At 33.2% G+C, this 20,819-nt stretch carries 22 protein-coding genes and 3 pseudogenes; 22 read left to right on the plus strand and 3 right to left on the minus strand.

The annotated features are described in order from the left end of the window. The 5 genes from nheB (at window position 1) to CN288_RS13550 (ending at window position 4,014) form a co-directional block, all read left to right on the plus strand. Window positions 1-1,218 carry a non-hemolytic enterotoxin subunit B gene (gene nheB / locus CN288_RS13535; RefSeq protein WP_026592412.1) on the plus strand — a complete coding sequence of 406 codons (1,218 nt, stop codon included), beginning with the start codon at window positions 1-3 and terminating at the stop codon, window positions 1,216-1,218. 288 nt (window positions 1,219-1,506) lie between these two features. Next, window positions 1,507-2,592, plus strand: a complete 1,086-nt coding sequence (nheC, locus tag CN288_RS13540) for a non-hemolytic enterotoxin subunit C (protein ID WP_026592413.1) — start codon at window positions 1,507-1,509, stop codon at window positions 2,590-2,592. Window positions 2,593-3,156: 564 nt separating this feature from the next. Beyond that, window positions 3,157-3,306 (plus strand): hypothetical protein, encoded by a 150-nt coding sequence (locus CN288_RS28775; protein ID WP_170833649.1) that lies wholly within the window; start codon window positions 3,157-3,159, stop codon window positions 3,304-3,306. Between the two features lie 164 nt (window positions 3,307-3,470). Then, a complete protein-coding gene (locus CN288_RS13545; protein ID WP_090690336.1) occupies window positions 3,471-3,809 on the plus strand; it encodes a DUF3796 domain-containing protein in 339 nt (112 codons plus the stop codon). A gap of 4 nt (window positions 3,810-3,813) precedes the next feature. Beyond that, complete coding sequence (locus CN288_RS13550) at window positions 3,814-4,014, plus strand: helix-turn-helix transcriptional regulator (protein WP_090690333.1); 201 nt, start codon at window positions 3,814-3,816, stop codon at window positions 4,012-4,014. Window positions 4,015-4,157: 143 nt separating this feature from the next. Here the strand turns inward: CN288_RS13550 and CN288_RS13555 are convergent, their stop codons facing one another. Next, the gene (locus CN288_RS13555) at window positions 4,158-4,619 is read right to left on the minus strand and encodes a hypothetical protein (RefSeq protein WP_098302445.1); all 462 of its coding nucleotides are present in this window, start codon (window positions 4,617-4,619) and stop codon (window positions 4,158-4,160) included. Between the two features lie 526 nt (window positions 4,620-5,145). Here CN288_RS13555 and CN288_RS13565 point away from each other — a divergent pair. The 13 genes from CN288_RS13565 to CN288_RS13625 all read left to right on the plus strand — a co-directional run bounded on the left by CN288_RS13565 (window position 5,146) and on the right by CN288_RS13625 (window position 16,085). Beyond that, a complete protein-coding gene (locus CN288_RS13565) occupies window positions 5,146-5,337 on the plus strand; it encodes a hypothetical protein (protein ID WP_035415129.1) in 192 nt (63 codons plus the stop codon). Window positions 5,338-5,461: 124 nt separating this feature from the next. Then, complete coding sequence (locus CN288_RS13570; RefSeq protein ID WP_098302446.1) at window positions 5,462-5,812, plus strand: ASCH domain-containing protein; 351 nt, start codon at window positions 5,462-5,464, stop codon at window positions 5,810-5,812. 18 nt (window positions 5,813-5,830) lie between these two features. Beyond that, a complete protein-coding gene (locus CN288_RS13575) occupies window positions 5,831-6,271 on the plus strand; it encodes a DUF2269 family protein (protein ID WP_026592415.1) in 441 nt (146 codons plus the stop codon). A gap of 351 nt (window positions 6,272-6,622) precedes the next feature. Next, a complete protein-coding gene (locus CN288_RS13580) occupies window positions 6,623-6,814 on the plus strand; it encodes a DUF378 domain-containing protein (RefSeq protein ID WP_090690326.1) in 192 nt (63 codons plus the stop codon). Window positions 6,815-7,016: 202 nt separating this feature from the next. Then, a complete protein-coding gene (gene serC, locus CN288_RS13585) occupies window positions 7,017-8,099 on the plus strand; it encodes a 3-phosphoserine/phosphohydroxythreonine transaminase (RefSeq protein ID WP_098302447.1) in 1,083 nt (360 codons plus the stop codon). A gap of 12 nt (window positions 8,100-8,111) precedes the next feature. Beyond that, window positions 8,112-9,284, plus strand: coding sequence for a 3-phosphoglycerate dehydrogenase family protein (locus CN288_RS13590; RefSeq protein ID WP_090690323.1), 1,173 nt, complete (start codon window positions 8,112-8,114; stop codon window positions 9,282-9,284). Window positions 9,285-9,297: 13 nt separating this feature from the next. Then, complete coding sequence (locus tag CN288_RS13595) at window positions 9,298-10,545, plus strand: DUF1015 domain-containing protein (RefSeq protein ID WP_026592419.1); 1,248 nt, start codon at window positions 9,298-9,300, stop codon at window positions 10,543-10,545. A 419-nt stretch (window positions 10,546-10,964) separates the two neighbouring features. Continuing rightward, window positions 10,965-11,618 carry a GNAT family N-acetyltransferase gene (locus CN288_RS13600; protein ID WP_098302448.1) on the plus strand — a complete coding sequence of 218 codons (654 nt, stop codon included), beginning with the start codon at window positions 10,965-10,967 and terminating at the stop codon, window positions 11,616-11,618. 326 nt (window positions 11,619-11,944) lie between these two features. Further along, entirely contained in the window at window positions 11,945-12,433 is a 489-nt protein-coding gene (locus CN288_RS13605) for a DinB family protein (protein ID WP_098302449.1), read from the plus strand. Window positions 12,434-12,742: 309 nt separating this feature from the next. After that, complete coding sequence (locus tag CN288_RS13610; protein ID WP_372440541.1) at window positions 12,743-13,408, plus strand: formylglycine-generating enzyme family protein; 666 nt, start codon at window positions 12,743-12,745, stop codon at window positions 13,406-13,408. A 202-nt stretch (window positions 13,409-13,610) separates the two neighbouring features. After that, window positions 13,611-14,282, plus strand: a complete 672-nt coding sequence (locus CN288_RS13615; RefSeq protein ID WP_090690305.1) for a response regulator transcription factor — start codon at window positions 13,611-13,613, stop codon at window positions 14,280-14,282. A 1-nt stretch (window position 14,283) separates the two neighbouring features. Continuing rightward, window positions 14,284-15,660, plus strand: coding sequence for a sensor histidine kinase (locus tag CN288_RS13620; protein WP_098302451.1), 1,377 nt, complete (start codon window positions 14,284-14,286; stop codon window positions 15,658-15,660). A 242-nt stretch (window positions 15,661-15,902) separates the two neighbouring features. Continuing rightward, complete coding sequence (locus CN288_RS13625; RefSeq protein WP_255259977.1) at window positions 15,903-16,085, plus strand: helix-turn-helix transcriptional regulator; 183 nt, start codon at window positions 15,903-15,905, stop codon at window positions 16,083-16,085. Between the two features lie 399 nt (window positions 16,086-16,484). Here the strand turns inward: CN288_RS13625 and CN288_RS29585 are convergent. After that, a pseudogene (locus tag CN288_RS29585) lies at window positions 16,485-16,873 on the minus strand (NUDIX hydrolase). A 418-nt stretch (window positions 16,874-17,291) separates the two neighbouring features. Here CN288_RS29585 and CN288_RS13635 point away from each other — a divergent pair. Continuing rightward, window positions 17,292-18,068, plus strand: a complete 777-nt coding sequence (locus tag CN288_RS13635; RefSeq protein ID WP_098302453.1) for an alpha/beta hydrolase — start codon at window positions 17,292-17,294, stop codon at window positions 18,066-18,068. Between the two features lie 348 nt (window positions 18,069-18,416). Continuing rightward, on the plus strand, window positions 18,417-19,103 hold the full coding sequence (locus CN288_RS13640) for an HAD family hydrolase (RefSeq protein WP_098302454.1): 687 nt from the start codon (window positions 18,417-18,419) through the stop codon (window positions 19,101-19,103). 542 nt (window positions 19,104-19,645) lie between these two features. Here the strand turns inward: CN288_RS13640 and CN288_RS13645 are convergent. Then, window positions 19,646-19,879, minus strand: a pseudogene (locus CN288_RS13645) (integrase core domain-containing protein); the annotation flags it as partial. A 28-nt stretch (window positions 19,880-19,907) separates the two neighbouring features. On the opposite strand from CN288_RS13645, the gene CN288_RS13650 reads away from it, so the two are divergent. Continuing rightward, window positions 19,908-20,345, plus strand: coding sequence for a GNAT family N-acetyltransferase (locus CN288_RS13650; protein ID WP_026592429.1), 438 nt, complete (start codon window positions 19,908-19,910; stop codon window positions 20,343-20,345). Between the two features lie 245 nt (window positions 20,346-20,590). Beyond that, a pseudogene (locus tag CN288_RS30030) lies at window positions 20,591-20,785 on the plus strand (zinc-ribbon domain-containing protein). The last annotated feature ends 34 nt before the right edge of the window (window positions 20,786-20,819 follow it).

Consider the following 20,819-nt stretch of genomic DNA (forward strand, 5'->3'; position numbering starts at 1 on the left):
ATGGCAAAAAAACCTTATAAAGTAATGGCTTTATCCACATTAATAGCAACAATGGCAGCAGCTAATATCATGCCGACATATGCTTCTGCAGCGGAAAATACAGCAAAACCAGCTGCTGTTCATGCTAAGGCAACTGATGCAACAGGCACGCATGCTGAGTATTCATTAGGACCAGATGGTCTTAGAGAAGCATTAGAAAAAACAGGGTCAAATGTTTTGACAATGGATTTGTATGCTTTAACAATTCTTAAGCAAGCTAATGCTAATTTTAATGATATAACTACAATTGACGATGCTTTAAAAGCAAAAATCATTGAACATCAAAAACTTGCTAGAGGAAATGCGAATGAATGGTTAGATACTCTAAAACCACAACTAATTTCTACAAACGAGAATATCATCAATTACAGTGACCAATTTAAAAATTATTATAAGACTTTACAAAATGCTGTAGATATAGCTGTAGAAAAAGGGGACACAGAAAAACTAACGGCTGGACTTACACAATTAACTGAAAGTATTTCAGCTAATAAAAAAGAAGTAGACGATCTAGTGAAACAGCTGAAAAGTTTCCGTAGCAAAATGGCATCTGATACACAAAGCTTTAAAGACGATGCCAACCAAATCACGTCTGTTTTAGCTAGTCAAGATGCTGGAATACCTCTTCTAGAAAAACAAATCTCGGCAAATATGGAGAGCATTAATAAAAATAATGCAATTCTTATTTCAGCATCTGTATCAACAGCTCTAGGCCCAATGGCTATTATAGGTGGTGTAGCATTAATTGCTACTGGTGTAGGAGCTAAAGCGGGCGCTGTACTTATTACAGTCGGTGTAGGCGCTACGGCACTGGGTGTAACAGGAGTTGTGTTAGCAAAACAAGAAATTGATAGAGCGCAGGGAGATATTCAAAAACTCACTGGGGATATTTCAAACATAAAATTACAGGTAGTTGGATTAACAAATCTTAAAAAGCAAACTGAAAGTTTATCAGAGACTATTGATATTGCTATTGATTCACTTCAAAATATTTCAAACCAGTGGCAAACAATGGGGTCAAAATATAATTCTTTACTTAAAAACGTTAACAAAGTTAAACCAAACCAGCTTGGATTTATAAAAGAAAATCTCCAGACAGCAAACGATAGCTGGGAAAAAATTCAAAAGTATGCTGAAGATATTCAAAATAGTGAAATTAAAGTAGCAGAGAATAACTAGTAGTATTTACTCAAAAAAGGTTAGAAAATAAAATTATTCGAAATAAAAGAATTTATCAGCGTAAAAGATAAGTGATGCGAGTCTCCTGTTCAATCTTGAGCAGGAGATTTCCTATATAGAGATTTAACTAGATACGAATTATAGAAGAGCCCTTATAAACTTTATTTAAATCTATATAGATTCAAAAGGTACTTTTTTTACAAGAATTATAACGTGTTTGTAGTAAGTGATAAAACCTTATGAATTCCATAAAATCTGTGATACATATGAAAGAGAAGGTGAGAAATGATGAATAAAAAATTATATAAGAAAATTGCTTTATCTATGGCTATTACCGGAATGGCAACAAGTAGTGTAATGCCACTTCATACTTTAGCAGCAGAACAAACCGGACAATCACAACAGCAAGAAAGTAATAGTGAAACTTCTCTTGTTCCTGAGGGATTTAAAGAAGCAATAGGCCAAATGGCAGCTAATACATTTGTTATGGATTCATATGCCCAAACACTTCTTAAGCAACAACAAACGGACCTGAGTGGAATCAGCTCTATAAATGGTGATTTGCGAGCAAACATGATCAAACATCAAAAAGATGCACAAACGAATGCAACATATTGGTTAGAAGACTTAAACCCACATATTATGAAAAACGCTCAACATATTGTGGATTATAATAAAGCATTTCAAATACATTATAAGAATTTACTAGCTGCTATAAATCAACAGGACACAGTAAGCTTTAAAAATGAATTAGAAACATTGCATCATAGTATTTTGAATAACACCAATGAAGTGGATGAATTACTAAAAAAACTGAAGGCATTTCGAAATAAAATGTTAGAAGATACAAGAAGTTTCAAAGATGACTCAAACCAATTGACATCTATTTTAGAAAGTACAAATGCTGGCATTCCGTATTTACAGCATCAAATCAATAGTTATAACGATCTCATTAAGAAAAGTAATGATATGATTATTGCTGGAGGAGTCTTGGTATTATTCACTTTTGGAGCTAGTATAGCAATGATTGCTACCGCTAAAAGCAATATTTCATCTGCAGAGCAAGAAATACAAAAATTACAGTCTAGGATTTCTGGAGCACAGCAAGAAGTGGCTATTTTAACAGATGCTAAAAATAAAACTGCACATATGTCTGATACAATTGATACAGCAATTACTGCTCTTCAGAATATATCGAATCAGTGGCATACAATAGGAAGTAAATATAGTAAATTGTTGACTAGAGTTGAAAAAATGAACCGTGATGATTTTACATTTATGGAAGAGGATTTGAATACAGCTAGTGATAAATGGGAAGATATTAATAATTATGTGAATAAATTATTTGCAGGTGCAGAAAAAATGAAACAATAACAGTAACAACGGGAGAAAAAAATAAGCAAGTGCGTGGCTACAACAGTTAGGAAATTATCATTAGAATTATTAGGAAAGTAATAATTGCTCATCGAAAATTGATACATTTATTTCAAAGAGGTCCTTTAAAATAAAAGAACCTCTTTTTTCAGTTTAGGGGTATATCCAAATTGGCATATGCTTAGATGATGAAGTATGTTAGAAACTTAATTGTCAATTATAGTATCTATGCGTTTTATTATTAGTAATTAGGAAATCCTTTACAATGTAAGCGTTTTCTTTTATAATAATAATGGGTTGGATGGCACGCGTGGCTGTCAAGGTATTTAGCGTAGGTGGGGCTAATACTATAAAAAAAATATGATTTTTTCACTATTATTGATTTTTACATATATTAGTTTTTACTTTAAATAGGTATGTATTATATGAAAGAAGAATCTCTTCACAGGATGAACTGTACCCCGAATCGTGGACACTTAAAAAAGTCCATGATTCGGGGGTCTTTGTGTTTTTGCACCTATTCCTTGTTATAATGAAAACAATGATAAAAGTAAGGTACGGGAAATGGGTAAAATTATTTTTAATGAAATTCAAATGAAACGGCTAGAGAAGAATAAAAATGTCGTGAAGGTATCAGAACGTTCTCTTACCTTTTGTTCGGATGGATTAGACATCAATGGGTTTGTTGTGAAGTCAATGATTAAGGTGAAATGAATATAAACTAATAAATAAACGTTTACATTCATATTTATAGTTGTAGTATACAAAAAAGAATTGGATATTTAGATTTTTTTTTGCATAAATTGTGATATATTTGTAACATAAAGTGCGAAAAATATAACTTTTTGTTATAAATATATCATTTAGGGGGATTTAAAGTGAAAACAACTTGGGTAAGATATTTAGGTTTTGTTGGTATATTAGGTTTATTAGGGTTTTATGAAACTCAATTGTTTAACATGTTTTGGTTTTTCTTATGTTTTAGAAATTATCGAATGGTAAGACATGATGAAATGTTTGAGAATATTGTTAATAAGTCTTGTAGAAATGCTTTTGTTGTGACTTTATTATTATTAGTGGTGTTTATTCCTATTGAAATTTTACTTTCAAATCATTGGTTAAAAGAATTAGATGTTGCAATTCTATTTGGATGTTTATTTTTAACGTTCCAATTCTCTTTATATTATTACGATAAAAATATAGAGGAGGAGATTTAAACGAATGGCATTTAAAACACGAATTAAGGAGTTTCGAGCTAAAATAGATATGAAACAAAGCGATCTGGCGGATGCTGTAGGAGTTCGACGTGAAACGATAAGTCATTTAGAAAAGGGAAGGTATAATCCTTCTTTACAATTAGCTCATGATATAGCAAAAGTATTAGGAACAACTATTGATGAATTATTTATATTTGAAGATTAGATGAACTAAAAGAGACAGCCTATTCAGTTAATGCGGTCTCTTTTAGTTGTACTTGGAAATAAACTTCTAAATAAACGTTTACATTCAAAAATAAAGAAATCCCGAGATTCTTTTTTTATAGATCAATAATATATATTATTCAATTATTGAAAAGGAACGTCGTATATAAACCATGTTCCATTTTTTTGATACATATGGAATTGAATGTCTGTACCTATCCATGGGGGCATATTAATAACGGCGGAATCCTTATAATCTTTGTCTATTATTACGGATGATCTTGCAAATTTAAAAGATGATAGAATTGTTTCATGAAATTTAGGTGCCTCTTTTAAAAATTGTTTCTTTTCTCCGGTCATTTTTTTGTCATTTTTATAGAAAAGATAAGTTGTTTCATAATTTTTTTCTTGTATCGAATGTAAATATAATCTTACTACTGTTTTAGGTTCTTGCTCTTTTAGTGTATAAATATCTTGGGATTTTTGTAATTCATTATATAACTTTTGTTCTGTATGATTTAAATCTGTTAAATAGGGTGAAAGAGGAAATACAAACCCAAGAATAATGATTACTAAAATTAATAAACCTAGCTTTTTCTTGTTCATCTAAAAGCTCCCTATCTTGTTGTTTACAATATATAGATATTTTAATTTAATATAATGGGGTTTTGCTAGGCTTTTTATTAAAAATAGATTTTTTTGTTTGCCTTTTATTATTTACAACTTTGAATAAAATAAAAATTACATGGAAGTTTCTCGAGTTAAAAAGAAACATTACGTACGTTTGAAGAGAAATTACAGGAAAGAATGAATATGTTGCTGTAGCAGGAGTAGATATTTATGGGTATTAATCTCTTGTTTAATATGTTTAATTCATTTTTTTAACACATAATATAGATAAATATGGTAAAATGGTAATTGGATGGGAGTCCAGCACTTATATTATTAAAATTAAAGTGGTTATCAAGTCAGAAAAAGGCACCTTTAAGGTGCCTTTTTCATTTCAGTGGTGAAATAATAAATAAAAATGAAAATCTTTATGAATGGGGTATCTTCTTAGTAATCATTTTTTCTGTTCCCCTTATTTATCGTGCTGAGAAGTTGTACAACCTGTATCAGAGGGGAACTGGAAATGCAACGCCAGATTGTTGAAAATCCTCATTTAAATCTTATTCAAGATAAGCACTCAATTAGTGCAATAATATTTTTTGTTACTGCTTCAGCTGGAGTAAATGCTTCGGTTATAGTTTGTCACTATTTGGGTTATAAATCAGTCCATTTATCTTTATCAATCTTTATTATAAATTATCAAACTTTATTTTAAATCTACAGTATAAACATTGTATGAAAGTTTGTTACCCTTATTAAATAGAAACTTGCTTTATAGAATAATTTTTTTATATGATAAAGTGGGCTTATGCTTAAATGAAAAAAGGAGAGTGACCCAGATGACAAACCAAAATGAAACGAACGCTTTACCACCAAAAACATGTACGATTGAACGTCTCATCACGATTCAGGAGGACATTGAAAAAGTGCTTGCAGGACAGAAAACGGCTACTCGCCGCAACGGGAGATATGCGGATGTCGGGGAAGTGATGGAGCTTCAAGGTCACCGGTATGTTGTGGAGAAGGTCTATTCGCAGTCACTTGGCGAATTGACTGATGAGCATGCCCGTCAAGAAGGCTATGCGAATGCGGAGGAATATAAGCAATCTATTCTGTCTCTTCACCCCGGCATGCCGTGGCTGCCAAATATGAGAGTTTGGGTTCATGAGTTCCGTCCCATCGAAGGTTAATGTGATATAAGGATGGACATGTTGTATCGACTGCTTCTGTATATACATATTTTCAGTGCAATCTTATCCATCGGCCCATTTTTTGTATTGCTTCCGCTCATCAAAAAACTGCGGGCTTCAGAGGACCAAGCACAGCAGGCTTATCTGGATGTATTCCGATTTTCGGTCAGGCTGGCCAAGCATGCTGGGCATGTGCTGGTTACATCCGGGGTTCTGCTTGTACTGGCGGGCCCTTGGACTTGGAGGACCCCTTGGATAGTGATGACCCTTATTCTCATGGCGAGTTCATTATTTTTCCTGGCCCGCGCCTTTTCGCCGACCATTCGGAAATTCAGCGAAACGGGCCAAGACAAGGACGCCTTGATTCAATTGTTGCGGCGTTCTGTTTGGATTTACATTGTTCTTTTAATGGCGATGTTATGGTTCATGGTGACAAAGCCTGCGTTGTGGCAGGGGTGATAGGTCTAGGGCGAATAGCGGCTTTGTGTGATTGCCGTTTGAATTCGCTGGGCGGCATGGAACAAGGACAAGCCAAAACTGGCTTGTCCTTGTTGTAGTTACGCTTTGAAGAGGTGATGGAATAGCCTTTTACGATCTGGACCTATTACCCCAAAGCAAGGTTTTTGCCTGAGTTGCGCAGTTTTATCATTTTGAGGTAGTATTACTTTGTTTTTGTTGAACATTTAGATAGGATATTCTTACTTGTGAATGCGTGAAAAATTTAATTAAAAAATATGAAAGTTTTTTGATTTGTTACATATATTTTAGTGAAAGGCCTTTCACCATTTTATCACCTAGGGGGCAATCATAATGAAATTTTTGTCGTACCTTACAGTAATTCTGGTGATTCTTGGCGGTTTGAATTGGTTGTTTGTTGCATTGGATTATAATGTAGTTGAGAAATGGTTTGGTTCTACACCAGTTCTTGTTGATACCATTTATTGGATTTTTGGTCTTTCTGCTCTTTATCAAATTTATGATCGGTTCTTTACGGATAATTAGCTCTTATAAATTTATGAATGGAGTGTTAAGCGAAAGGCTTAACACTTTTTTGTATTTTTATGAATACAAATGTATCTGCAAACGGTTCCATTGCGTCTTGCACCTTAATAAGGCAAAACAAATTGACCGTATATTTTATATGGGTTATAATTCAGAAAGTTTAAAAAATAATAAATATAGAAACAGGGAGGTTATACAGTTGATGGAGAGAGTTTACAATTTTTCAGCAGGACCATCTATACTCCCTTTGCCAGTTTTAGAAAAAGTGCAAAAGGAGCTTTTGAATTATAACCGGACAGGCATGTCTATTATGGAAATGAGTCACCGATCTTCAGAGTTTCAAAATATTATAGATGAAGCAAGTAGCTTGCTTCGTGAATTGATGTACATTCCCGAGAATTACGACGTTCTATTTTTACAAGGAGGGGCATCCCTGCAGTTTTCAATGGTTCCATTAAATTTAATGAATGAACATAAAAGAGCTGGATATGTCCTTACAGGGTCATGGTCTAAGAAAGCCTTACAGGAGGCTCAGAAAACTGGAGAAGTAGAAGTTATTGCTTCATCGGAAGAAAATCAATTTTCAACGATTCCACATGTTGATGTTTCAATGATTACGAAAGAACTAGATTTTGTTCATATAACAACGAATAATACGATTGAAGGAACCAAATATGTTGAATTACCAAAATTAGAGAATATTCCACTTATTGCTGATATGTCTTCAAATATTTTATCTGAAGAATACGATGTAGAGAAATTCGGTTTCATCTATGCAGGAGCACAAAAGAATTTAGGACCAGCAGGACTAACAATTGCAATTATTAGAAAAGACTTAATTGGTAAAGCGGATACCTCTTGTCCGACAATGTTAAACTATGAAACTTACAGTAAAAATAATTCCTTATATAATACACCACCATCCTTTAGTATTTATGTGACGAAGCTAGTATTAGAATGGTTAAAGGAGCAGGGAGGGGTATCTGCGATTGAAGAACAAAATAGAAAAAAAGCAGCGATTCTATACGATTTCCTAGATGAATCGAAATTATTTACTTCACCGGTTGATCCTGTATATCGTTCGCTTATGAATATTCCATTTACAACACCATCCAATGATTTAAATAAGCAATTTTTACAAAAAGCTAATACGTTAGGGCTTGTTACATTGAAAGGTCATCGCTCAGTTGGTGGTATGCGGGCTAGTATTTATAATGCGATGCCAGTAGAAGGCGTTCAACAATTAGTAGAGTACATGAAGGGTTTTGAGCTAGAGAATAGATAGGGAGATGGGGAAATGTTTCGCGTTCAAACATTAAATCAGATTGCTGAAAAAGGTTTGCAAATTTTTGACGGAGAGCGATATGAAGTTGGAGAAGGATTAGAACATCCCGATGGTATATTACTACGGAGTTTTTCCTTACATCAAGAAGGTTTTTCAAAGGATTTAAAGGCGATTGCAAGAGCGGGGGCTGGTGTAAATAACATTCCTGTAGAACGTTGTACAGAAAGAGGGATTGTTGTTTTCAATACACCAGGGGCAAATGCGAATGCAGTAAAAGAGCTTATTCTTGCAGGTCTTATTATGTCATCACGTAATATTATAAGTGGGGTTAGTTGGGCAGCTGGGTTAGAAGGTCAAGAAGTTCCGCAGCTTGTAGAAGCAGGGAAAAAACAATTTGTGGGATCAGAGATTGCAGGAAAACGACTTGGTGTTATCGGACTTGGTGCGATTGGAGCTCTTGTCGCAAATGATGCATTATCTCTTGGTATGGATGTTGTAGGGTATGATCCATATATATCTGTTGAAACAGCATGGCGCTTATCAACACAAGTACAACGTGCATTTAGTTTAGATGAAATCTTTTCGACATGTGACTACATTACATTGCATATTCCACTGACAGATCAAACGAGAGGGATAATTGGAGAACATGCTGTGCAAACAATGAAAAAGGGTGTCCGTCTCTTTAACTTCTCAAGAGGAGAACTTGTGGATGAAGTTACGTTAGCAAAAGCTTTAGAAGAAGGGATCATTAATCATTACGTAACTGATTTTCCAAATGAAAATGTAATAAAAATGAAAAATGTAACGGCAACTCCACATCTTGGAGCCTCCACATATGAGTCTGAAGAGAATTGTGCGATTATGGCAGCTCGCCAGTTACGTGATTATTTGGAAACAGGAAACATCCATAACTCAGTAAACTATCCAAATGTGGAACTGCCTTATGTTGGAAAGAAACGAATTACAATTATGCATCAAAACGTTCCAAACATGGTGGGGCAAATTACAGGGTGTTTAGCGGAACATCATATTAATATAGCTGATATGATAAACCGTAGTAAAGGCTCTTTTGCATATACAATGATTGATATTGATAATGGAATTGATGATATAATTAAAGAAAATGTAGTTGGAAATATAAAGGGGATTACAGGTGTAGTAGCTGTTCGAATGATTGTATAAAGGAGAGAGAGATTTGGCGACAATTCGACCGTTCAGGGCAATTCGTCCAGTATCTGATAAGGCTGCACAAGTTGCAGCACTGCCGTATGATGTGTTAAATAGTAAAGAAGCAAGAGAAATTGTAAAGGGAAATCCATATTCCTTTTTACATATCGATAAAGCTGAAATAGATTTAGACCCAGCCGTTTCACCATATGAAAACAGCGTATATGAAAAGGCAAGTGAAAATCTACAACGTTTAATCCAAGAAGAAGTATTGATTCAAGATGAAGAGCCATGTCTTTATATTTATCAATTAACAATGCAAGGGCGAACGCAGTCTGGACTTGTCGTTTGTACATCAATTGATGAGTATACCGATAATACAATAAAAAAACATGAGCGGACTCGTCACGAAAAAGAACAAGATCGTATTCGTCATGTAGATGTATGTAATGCGAATACTGGTCCTATTTTTTTAACATACCGCACAAAAGAAGCTGTAACAAAGTTAATTGCAAATTGGCAAGAAAATCATACGCCAATTTATCAATTTACTGCCGATGATGGTGTGGAGCATGTAATATGGAAAATCGCAGAAAATGATGCGATTTCGGCATTGGTAGAATTATTTGAAGAGATTCCATCCCTATATATTGCAGATGGGCATCATCGCTCAGCATCTGCTGTGAAAGTAGGGCTTATGCGTAGGGAACAATATCCGAACTATACAGGTGAAGAAGAATTTAATTTCTTTTTATCTGTGTTATTCCCTCATGATGAACTATCGATTTGGGATTACAATCGTGTCGTGAAAGATTTAAATGGTTTATCTGAGGAACAATTTTTACAGCAAATTTCACAATACTTTTATGTGGAAAAAGCAAGTGTATCCCCATATAAACCAACTGAACCAAAATCATTTGGTATGTATTTAGATCAGTGGTGGTATAAACTCACTGTAAAAGTAGAAACATTTGATTCCCATGATGTTGTAAAACGTTTAGATGTTTCTATTTTACAAGATCATTTATTGAGTCAAGTATTACAAATTCACGACCCACGTGCAGATAGCCGCATTGATTTTGTTGGTGGTATTCGAGGTTTAGAGGAGCTAGAGCGCCTTGTGAATCGTGGTGATTATAAAGTAGCGTTTGCTTTATATCCGACATCAATGGAGGATTTATTAGCAATTGCAGATGCGGGAGAAGTTATGCCGCCAAAGTCCACTTGGTTTGAACCGAAGCTTCGTAGTGGACTTTGCATACATTCTTTAGAATAGAGAACAGACAGTATATCAAATTCAAGGCATATAAATAGTAAAAGTAAAGATAGTATGAATATCTTTTACTGAAAGACATGGGAAATGCGGATTGATTTCCAAATAAAGACGTGTTGTTTAACGAATATGAGAAAGAAGAAGAGGAGTGGGGAATACCACTCCTTTTATCACGACATACTTTCGTTGCTTTATTAAAAAATGTTTTAGACTATAGAAATAAGGTCTTCCTTTTGTCCCTACATAATAGAGTTGTTAAAAATAGTAAAGTCGTTTAAAAGATAATGAATTTCTTTAAAAAGGTGGTGTGAAACTCAATTTTTATACCATCTTTTCTAATTTCTTTGTACAATGAAGAGAAAGAATATTCCGATATTAATCTCATTAAGAAAAGGGCGATTCATGATTGGAGATGTTATACTGTGAAGACTTTTGACATAGTTAGTGTAGACGAAACAAACTTGGAAAGAGAAGGATGCTATTGTCTTCGTAGCAAACCAAATTCAACAGGATTTATTGAATATGCACCGATTGAATACTCTTCAAGAGTGGTTTATGGCGAAAATTATATCGTTATTCATTGTCTTTGGGTACATATAACAGGTAAGGGTTATGCGTCGAAGTTGATTCAGCAGTGTATGAAAGAAGCAAAAAAACAAAATAAGAATGGTGTTATCGTTGTAACGAATTCGAATACTTCTTGGACACCAAGTAAAGATATTTTTATTAAAAATGAATTTATTGAAATCGCACAAGCACCTTATGGGTTTGAATTGCTAGTTTATAAATTTGATGATTCTCCTAATCCATATTTTCCGAGCGACTGGAATGAAAGACTTCAAACTTTTCATGAATTAACGATTATAAGAACACAACAATGTCCATTTATCGAGGTTGCTTCTGATAACGTTTTAGAAGCAGCAAATAAGTTGGGGATAAAAACTATAATTATTGATATTCAAAGCAGAGAAGAGTTATTAAAACTGTCACCAACACCATACGGCATATACGGGGTAATCTTTAAAAATGAATTAATTACATATCATCGACTAACGATACATTCGGCAATGAAATGATTGAAAGAGTTAGGTTGATTCAAAATGGAGAGCAAATAGTTCCATAAAAAATGTATGAGACTGAAATGTATTGATACAATTATATTCTTCTTACTATCCCCACCTTATCATATAAAATAAAGTATGCTATGCAATTCTTAGACAAGAAATAAGAACGATTGTAAGAAAATATACGTAAAAAAATATACGTAAAAAAAGAAAATGTATTAATTCTTGTATAAAGCTTTTAAAAGAGAAAAAGGTCTCATTCTGATGAATATAGAATTAGTCTCTGTGTTTATTGTGTATAACGGGGATTACGGTAAATAAAAGAGGAGTGATATTGAATGTTAGATGTTTTAAAGCAACAATACAACTTTATTAGCTCTACCAGAGAAAATTTATTTACATTTTTGGAAGAAATCCCGCCGCAAAAGTTGCACAACACAGTTCCGAATTTCGGAAGCGGTAGCATTATAAAGACCCATATTCATGTAGCCGATTGCTATCGATACTGGCTTGGATCATTCGCATGTAACAAAAAACGATCAGACTTTTCGTTTGCTACTGATTATGAAATTGAGCATTCAGATGTCGAGTTGGTTCGTGAAAGGTTTAAGTTAGTAGATGAGATTGTACAACGTTTTTTTGATGAATTCAATACGCGCTGGTTCGAAAATATAGAAAATGAAGTGAAATGGCAAAAAGAACCGTGGAGTACGACTCCGCTATGGCTTTTAACCCATACTGAGACACATGAGTTTCATCACAAAGGACAAATCGTATCAATGGCACGTCACCTCGGATATAATCCACCTAACACAGACCTTGATTAATTCAAATGTATTAAAAAATAATCTACTATAACTGCTGAGAACAGAAAGTATGTGAAGGATTGGTTTTTCTGTTTAAATGCAAATCTTATATTGTTATAGCCTACATTAGTATAGGTATTTTTGTTACAGGTATCATTGGATGGAACGGAAAAATTGAAGCTATACAAGATAATAAAAATACATCATCCTTTGGAGTTAAAGGATATCACCAAAAAACAACGTAACTTTTGTATCAATCTAATGGTTCTAAATGTAATGAAATTCACGGCATTAAGATCGTTAGGAGGAAGTAAAGTGTCAAATAAAATAATGAGTTACATTGACAACCAGATGGTAAAAATTCCAGAAGGAGAAGTGGAGCTAAGGGACGATAGAATAAAAAGTAAATGGAAAGTGGCAATAAGGCCATTTCTTCTTGCACAGTATCCTGTAACTGCGGATCTGTACTATGCGATTACAAATCAGTCACCTAATTCTTTTGATAAAGATCTAAAACCGGTTGTAAATATTTCTTGGAATGATGCCATCTCTTTTTGCAATCAACTTTCACAGAAAGCTGGACTGAAAGAGTGTTATTCTATAAGTGATAATGGTGAAAATATTATTTGTAATGGGGAATCTGATGGCTATCGACTTCCTACAGAAGCAGAGTGGCAATATGCATGTAAAGCGGGGACTACTGGTTATAGATATGGAGAGATTGATAAGATTGCTTGGTATGATGGAAATTCAGGTGGCAAAATCCATGAAGTAGGAAGAAAGGAACCGAATGCATGGGGTCTGTATGATATGTTAGGGAATGTTTGGGAGTGGTGCTTTGATTTATATGATGAACAAGTGTACGGCTCCTACCGAATTTTTCGAGGAGGTAGCTGGGCTGAAGAGGCCAGGGGGTGCGGAGCTTCATGTCGTCGTCGTAGCCATCCGACATTTTACATTGATGACCTTGGGTTCCGGCTTGCACGGTCATTTTAACTTCCTCAAACGAGTGCACTTTCAGGGAAGTACAGCTCAACTAATAGAGAGTGAAAGTAAAATAAAAAAGAACCTGTATCTTTAATTGCTTGGTAATCAAAGATACAGGTTTTCATTTTTATACTGTCTTTTTCTTGCAAAAAACACAATTGTTTCTTAATGTAATGTTGTAGAGAGATAAACAAGGAAGGGTTTAACAAATATGATACATATTTTATTAGCAGATGATGATAAGCACATTAGAGAATTATTACATTACCACTTACAAAAGGAAGGGTTTAAAATTTTTGAAGCTGAGGATGGAAAAGTAGCGCAATCTATATTAGAAAGGGAAAATATTCACCTTGCTCTTGTCGATATTATGATGCCGTTTGTGGATGGTTATACTTTATGTGAAGAAATTAGAAAGTATCATGATATACCTGTTATTTTATTAACTGCAAAAGACCAACTAGTGGATAAAGAGAAAGGATTTGTTTCTGGAACAGATGATTATATTGTAAAACCATTTGAACCAGCAGAAGTAATTTTTCGTATGAAAGCTTTGCTTCGTCGTTATCAAATGTTGAGTGCGGACGTTATCACGCTTCATGGGACAACGATTGATAGAAAAAGTTTTGAGGTGAAATGTAATAATCAAACCATCTTATTGCCATTAAAGGAATTTGAATTATTGTCACAACTTGCTGGGTATCCCGGTAGAACATTTTCAAGAGAAGAGTTGATTGAACTTGTTTGGGGAATGGATTTTGAAGGGGATGAACGGACAGTTGATGTTCATATTAAACGTCTTCGAGATCGTTTTTCAAAACGAACAGATGATTTTCAAATTAAAACAGTACGTGGACTTGGTTATAAGTTGGAGCTGAAATAAGATGAAGTCACTTTATTCCAGATTTGCATTGATTACGATTGGGATTATGCTTCTTAGTAGCATCATTGGTTTTTTATTAACCAATGTGTATTATCAAGTGAAATTAAAACCATATAATAGTGAAAAGATTTTACGTTATGCTGAAGAAATAAAGCGCTTGTATGAAAAACAAACGGAAGAAAATAAGGATGAGTATTTGCATTCAATTGCAAAATTAGGGTATGAGATTTATGTAGTAGATGATCAAAAACAGGGGAAACGTATTGGAAATGCTTTTCGAAAGACAAAAATTAGCGATGAAACAATTAATGAAGTCTTACAAGGGAAAACATACAATGGTGTTTCTACTTATCCAACTCGACTATTTATAACAGGCTTTTTTGATAATGAATTAATTAATAGCGTTGGGGTTCCACTGAAACATGGTGATAAGCAGTATGCTTTATTTATTCGTCCTGATATTCAGCAGCAGTTTGGTGAAATGAGGATTTTCTTAGCAGTGTTGCTAGGATTTATTGTTGTATTAAGTATCATTTTTATTGCAATTGCAGCTCGTTATATCGTTCGTCCAATTCAAACATTTACTAAAGCGACGCAGAAAATTGCGAGTGGTGAATATGATATTGAATTAGAAGAAGGACGAAAAGATGAAATTGGGACATTATCTACAAGTTTTAAAAAGATGACAAAAAGTATAAAAGAGTTAGATCAAATGAGACAAGAGTTTGTTTCCAACGTGTCTCATGAATTTCAATCTCCGCTATCTTCCATTCAAGGTTTTTCGAAGACATTACAGTCAGAAAAGATGACAGAAGAGGAACGGAAACATTATTTGCAAATTATTGAGACTGAAAGTAAACGAATGTCTAGTTTATGTAAACAGTTACTCACGCTTGCTTCTTTAGATAAAGAGGAAAAGGTTCTTCAAATAAAAGAGTTTGATTTGCAAAAACAAATGAAAGACGTCATTTTTATGTTGGAATGGAAATGGCGTGAAAAAGATATCGCGGTTGAATTTGATGTTCCTAACGTGAATATAAAGGGCGATGAGAATTTACTTCATCAAGTGTGGACAAATATATTTACAAATAGTATTAAGTTTACAGATAGTGGTGGAACCATCGCATTTGCTGCCCGAGAATTAGAAACGAGTGTAGTAATTTCAATCTCAGATAGCGGGATTGGTATGGGGAAAGAAGAAGTGGATCGGATTTTTGATCGATTTTATAAGGTGGATACAGCGAGGGCTCGTAATGTAGAGGGAAGTGGCTTAGGATTATCCATTGTGAAGAAGATTGTTGAATTACATAATGGGAAAATATCGGTGGAGAGTGTAAAAGGAGAAGGTACGACGTTTCGAATTGAAATTCCTAAATGATGAGAAGGGCTATTTGAAATAAGTAGTTCCGTTTTCAGGGAGAAACATTTTAAATATCATACAAAAAACATATCGATTCACATATGAATTGATATGTTTTTTTGTTGATGTAACAATATTTCCGGATTATTTTAAAAAAGAGGAAAAATTGCTATAGTTGTATGTTAAAGTTCCAATTGTCTTTATATTATTATGATAAAAATATAGAGGAGGAAATTTAAACGAATGCGTTTAAAACACGAATTAAGGAGTTTCGAGCTAAAATAGATATGAAACAAAGCAATCTGGCGGATGCTTTAGGAGTTCGACGTGAAACGATAAGTCATTTAGAAAAGAGAAGGTATAATCCTTCTTTACAATTAGCTCATGATATAGCAAAAGTATTAGGAACAACTATTGATGAATTATTTATATTTGAAGATTAGATGAATTAAAAAAAGATCCTAATTAATGATCTTTTTTAGTCTATTATAAATTATTTAATTATAAAGTTTAAAATCCCTATAATTATACATGTAATTCCGGCTAAAAGTTGTCCTATTCCAGTGATTTTGTCTAAAAATGTTTCATATGTTTTAGTACTATATACACCCCATAATACTAAGAGTACTCCAAAAAGTAAAAATGATAGTTTTAAAATCATCTTCTAATTACCTCTGTCTATTATATTTTTACTATATATGTATTTTCTACACTTTTATTATTACATTGAAATCATAGTTGAACTATCTAATAACCTTACATAAAGATGACAGTTTTGTAAGATTTCTTTCATAAGTAAAAAATAAATAGATCTTTTTTATATGCGGAAGTTATTTAAGATTCTAACTTTTTCTTTCTTGTATGTAATTAAGTAATATATCTCGCTCTTTTTCAAATAGCATTTTAAGTTTACTAATTTCAGATATTGGCTTCCAGCAAATATCTTGAATTAACCTATCTGGACCCTGAATTTTCTTTTCTCCACCAACTAGTTCAACTTCAAAATATTCAACATGAACATCTACGCCATACGTAATTCCATCTCGTTCATGTATTTTTTGAACAATTTGAACTTAGTAGCCTGTTTCTTCCCAAATACAACACTCTTCAAATGTTCCTCCACCTGAAGGAACAGACCAAAGTTCAGGCTCATTTGGTTTCTCCTGTGCTACTATTAGTATTTCATCACTTAGTTTATACAAATTGCTGCTGACCCTTTCCATATAGACATGTTCAAATCCCCTTTAACATAATGAATTAACTGAATTTTACTGCAATTAAATGACGTATATCATGTTCATGTGAAGTTTATATAACCAATCATTACTGTAGTAGACAAAAAAGCTCACTGTAGGTTTGAAATAAAGTTTAACTGTTTATAAAAAAGTCGTACCGTTTTGAAAAAAGTTTAACCGTTATAAAAAAGATGTACTATTTTACCCCTATGAATACGGTTATCCAAAAAGGGGGAAGGAAAAAGGAAGAAAACATCTGAATGGAAAGATCGAATAAGGAACTGTTGAGTGACAATAAAGTGGTTTCGCTAAAGGGTCATTTATTTGAAAAACTTATGTTTTAATAAGAGGCTTTTGTGAACAAAAAGGCGAATGTATGTAAGAAATATACAAATGTTAGGAAGGAAATAAGACATGATTGAAAAATTTACAGTTAATATCTCAGCACTAAACAGGGAAAGATTGATAAGAGTTTGTCTTCCAAAAAGGTATGAGAATTCTAATAAACATTATCCAGTCTTATATATGCATGATGGACAGAATTTGTATAGAGATGAAGATTCATTTTTTGGTTCTAGTTGGAGGATTGCTGATTGTCTTGAGGAAATTGGCCTAGAGCTTATAGTTGTTGGTATTGATTGTAACCCGAAAGGAACAAAACGATTTGATGAATACGGTCCTTGGGTAAGTGAAAAAAGCATAAATAGAGGTTTATCCATAGATGAATCGAATGATTTAGGTGGAGAAGGAGAACAGTATATTGATTTTATCGTAGAAGAATTAAAGCCCTATATCGATGATAAGTATAGGACAATAGTAGATGATACAGCAATGGCAGGAAGCTCATCTGGAGGAATTATTTCTACTTATGCAATGTGCAAGTACCCGTCTATATTTAAAAGAGTAGCTGCACTTTCTAATGCTTATTGGTTAAGCCAAAAAGAAATAGAGGATTTTGCTAAAAAAAGTAATTTATCAGATGTAAAAAAATTTTATTTTGATGTAGGAACGAAAGAACAGACAGCAACGTTTGGTTCAGATGTTTATGTTAACTCGAATATTTCCTTCAAGAATGTGATTGATGAAAAGAATATCAGTTATCGTTTTGAAATTGCTGAGGGTGCCGTTCATAATGAAGTTGCTTGGCGAAAACGATTTCCTAATATTCTTCTATACTTGTATAAAGATTAATAACTTAAAACCATCTTCAATTATAAGGGGGTTCCCAGGTATGAAGAGCATCTTTGTAATAGAATCAAGTAAGTGTTTAATGCCTTAGTTGTTTGATTAAAAAAATGTTTTAGACTGAATATCACTGGTCTAATTGTATTTCTCTATTCTTATTTTCCTACTTTTATAAAATAAAGATGTAGACTAGATAGTAAATATACAATTCACATACGGAAAATAAAAGAAATCCATCATTAGCAAATCTACTTGATAAAAATGGACGTTATGTGGCCTAGCCCTACACAAGATTTAGCTTTATAAACCAGAAAAACACTATGTGATAACCAATAGGCATTGGGAGGGTAAATCTTGATTTTCTTTGATATTGATGGCACTTTACTAGATTATGACTATGCTGAAAAACAAGGTATTATAGATTTTTTTCATACACACAGAGAATTTTCACCCGTAGAACCAAAACCATTAATTGAATTATGGAACAGGACATCAAATAAGTACTTTCAATTATTCCTTGACGGATCCTTATCATTTCAAGAGCAAAAGCAAAAACGAATGAAAAGAATTTTTGAAGAGGTTAATTTAAATGTTTCAAACGAAGAAGCTGATAAAAAGTTCAGACTGTACCAACAATATTTTCAACGTAATTGGACTGTTTACAACGATGTAATTAGATGTCTAGACTTTTTGAAGAGCCAAGGATTTGAACTAGGAATCATAAGTAATGGTGATTATGACCAGCAAGTTCATAAACTTAAACAAATAGGGATTAATAATTATTTCTCTGATGTTATTGCATCCAGCCAAGTTGGAGTTGCTAAACCAGATTCGAAAATATTTAAAGAAGCAGCAACAAGAATGAATAAAGACATTAAGGAATGTTATTATGTAGGAGATCGCTTAGATACAGATGCATTGGGAAGTAAGGATGCCGGTATGACAGGTATATGGATTAACCGTTTAGATGATAAGAAGCATAAAGATGTTATTACAATACATTCGTTATCACAATTGGAGAGAATTATAAAGGCAGCCTAAAAATTTCTTTGTAACTCTATAAATTCATTAATTTCCGCTTTCACTGTTTTTGTGAAGGGGCTTATAAAGGTATTACGATACATTGATTTTATGTTAATAAAGTGTGCTTTAGTGTACGGAAAACAGTTTTTCAGTCTGCAACTATTTTTTAATAGTCTAATACTTTTTTCTATGGTCTAAAACATTTTTTTAATGGAACATTAGTGTGGGGAATCTGTTATTGGGTTGACTGTACTCCTAATCAAACTTTATTTTAAAGCAACACTCACTTCTTATCTTTTTTCAAATAAGAAGCTAACCTTATCGTTTTGGGGGTGACTTGATTTCTTAAGTTGATAGCGATGGGGTAATCAAAAATCTTAGCTTGATGGGCATGCGGCGAGACCCCTAAAAAAGATGTGCCACAAGAGTATTGTATAACAATCTTGTGTGCACATCTTTTTTTAGTATTTGATAGCATAATTCCCTAAAAATGTACCTTTATAAACAATAAAATTAAAGTTTGGATTTGAGTCAATATTTTGGACACAAAAAGGTTAAATCTAAGCTACTTTTATAACCAGATCTTCTATTGCTTGAGGAGTTTTATAACCGATGCTACTATGGATTCGCTTACGATTATAAAATCCCTCAATGTATTGAAATAGCACTAGATTTGCTTCTTTAAATGAGACATATTTTGTACGATATACTTCTTCTTTCTTTAAAATGGCGTGAAATGACTCGATACAAGTATTATCGTATGGACAGCCTTTTTTACTGAAAGAAGGCTTCATTTATATTCTAATAAAGGTAGGTAATTTTATGATTCGTGAAGCTGAACCAAAAGATAGTAATGCAATCGAAAGTTCATATAAAAAATTAGCACCGCATAGTAAAAACATTAAAGTTTTACCAGAACGAATTGAGCAGATAAGCAATGATTCTAATAATTTCTTATTTGTCTATGAGGAAGATTGTAAGGTTAAAGGAAGTATAGTTATGACCTTTTGTCTTGATCCTGGATACCAATTTAGACCATATACCGTTCTAGAGTATGTGATTGTAAATGAGGATTTTTGGGGTAATGGAATAGGTGAAAAGTTACTAAGACATGTTGAACAAATATCGATTGCAAGGGGATCCACAAGAATTATCTTATTAAGTAGTGCAACTAGAATAGAAGCACATAAATTCTTTGCTGAAAATGGTTATAATGGAACTATAAGTAAGGGTTTCAAGAAGTATATACCAATTAATTAAGTTTGATATATATAAATCATCTATAGCTAGAGGAATGATTTTCTTAATTATATTTAAGGTAACTAGCACTGTTTAAAAGAAGTCATCGTGAAAAATTCAAATAAGCATTTTATGTCAACGATGCATAACGTTTTTTTGTATTTAGGGGTACTAAAATTTCTTAAGTTGATGGGCATGTAAGGTGACCCCCATACTGTTCTAATCGAAAAGTTTGTTCAGATAATTGCCTTACAACAACTAAATCATTGCTTTCAAAAGAATGGCATCCTATAAAAAATTCGCCATTAACACCTAATAATGTTCTAGCAGGTTCAACAAAAAAAGTTTGGTGGGTATGTTAAAAAGGTCACGAATGGGAAGCAACTATTAATTCCAGATCTAGAGGAAGTAGTTGCCCACATTGTTATAAAATGCGCAGAAAAAAAGGTGAACATAGCTAGAGAAGATTGATGGATGTATTTTTGATGAATTATA

This window comes from Bacillus sp. AFS023182, assembly GCF_002560575.1.
Classification (GTDB): Bacteria; Bacillota; Bacilli; order Bacillales; family Bacillaceae_G; genus Bacillus_A; species Bacillus_A arachidis.

Bases quoted from the DNA above. Each gene is read 5' to 3' on its own strand.
- CN288_RS13580 (WP_090690326.1), top strand. From the start codon at position 6,623: ATGAAATTTTTGTCGTACCTTACAGTAATTCTGGTGATTCTTGGCGGT.
- CN288_RS13615 (WP_090690305.1), top strand. From the start codon at position 13,611: ATGATACATATTTTATTAGCAGATGATGATAAGCACATTAGAGAATTA.
- CN288_RS13550 (WP_090690333.1), top strand. From the start codon at position 3,814: ATGGCATTTAAAACACGAATTAAGGAGTTTCGAGCTAAAATAGATATG.
- CN288_RS13570 (WP_098302446.1), top strand. From the start codon at position 5,462: ATGACAAACCAAAATGAAACGAACGCTTTACCACCAAAAACATGTACG.
- nheC (WP_026592413.1), top strand. From the start codon at position 1,507: ATGAATAAAAAATTATATAAGAAAATTGCTTTATCTATGGCTATTACC.
- CN288_RS28775 (WP_170833649.1), top strand. From the start codon at position 3,157: ATGGGTAAAATTATTTTTAATGAAATTCAAATGAAACGGCTAGAGAAG.
- nheB (WP_026592412.1), top strand. From the start codon at position 1: ATGGCAAAAAAACCTTATAAAGTAATGGCTTTATCCACATTAATAGCA.
- serC (WP_098302447.1), top strand. From the start codon at position 7,017: ATGGAGAGAGTTTACAATTTTTCAGCAGGACCATCTATACTCCCTTTG.
- CN288_RS13565 (WP_035415129.1), top strand. From the start codon at position 5,146: ATGCAACGCCAGATTGTTGAAAATCCTCATTTAAATCTTATTCAAGAT.
- CN288_RS13620 (WP_098302451.1), top strand. From the start codon at position 14,284: ATGAAGTCACTTTATTCCAGATTTGCATTGATTACGATTGGGATTATG.
- CN288_RS13605 (WP_098302449.1), top strand. From the start codon at position 11,945: ATGTTAGATGTTTTAAAGCAACAATACAACTTTATTAGCTCTACCAGA.
- CN288_RS13650 (WP_026592429.1), top strand. From the start codon at position 19,908: ATGATTCGTGAAGCTGAACCAAAAGATAGTAATGCAATCGAAAGTTCA.
- CN288_RS13610 (WP_372440541.1), top strand. From the start codon at position 12,743: ATGAGTTACATTGACAACCAGATGGTAAAAATTCCAGAAGGAGAAGTG.
- CN288_RS13590 (WP_090690323.1), top strand. From the start codon at position 8,112: ATGTTTCGCGTTCAAACATTAAATCAGATTGCTGAAAAAGGTTTGCAA.
- CN288_RS13575 (WP_026592415.1), top strand. From the start codon at position 5,831: ATGTTGTATCGACTGCTTCTGTATATACATATTTTCAGTGCAATCTTA.
- CN288_RS13635 (WP_098302453.1), top strand. From the start codon at position 17,292: ATGATTGAAAAATTTACAGTTAATATCTCAGCACTAAACAGGGAAAGA.
- CN288_RS13555 (WP_098302445.1), bottom strand. From the start codon at position 4,619: ATGAACAAGAAAAAGCTAGGTTTATTAATTTTAGTAATCATTATTCTT.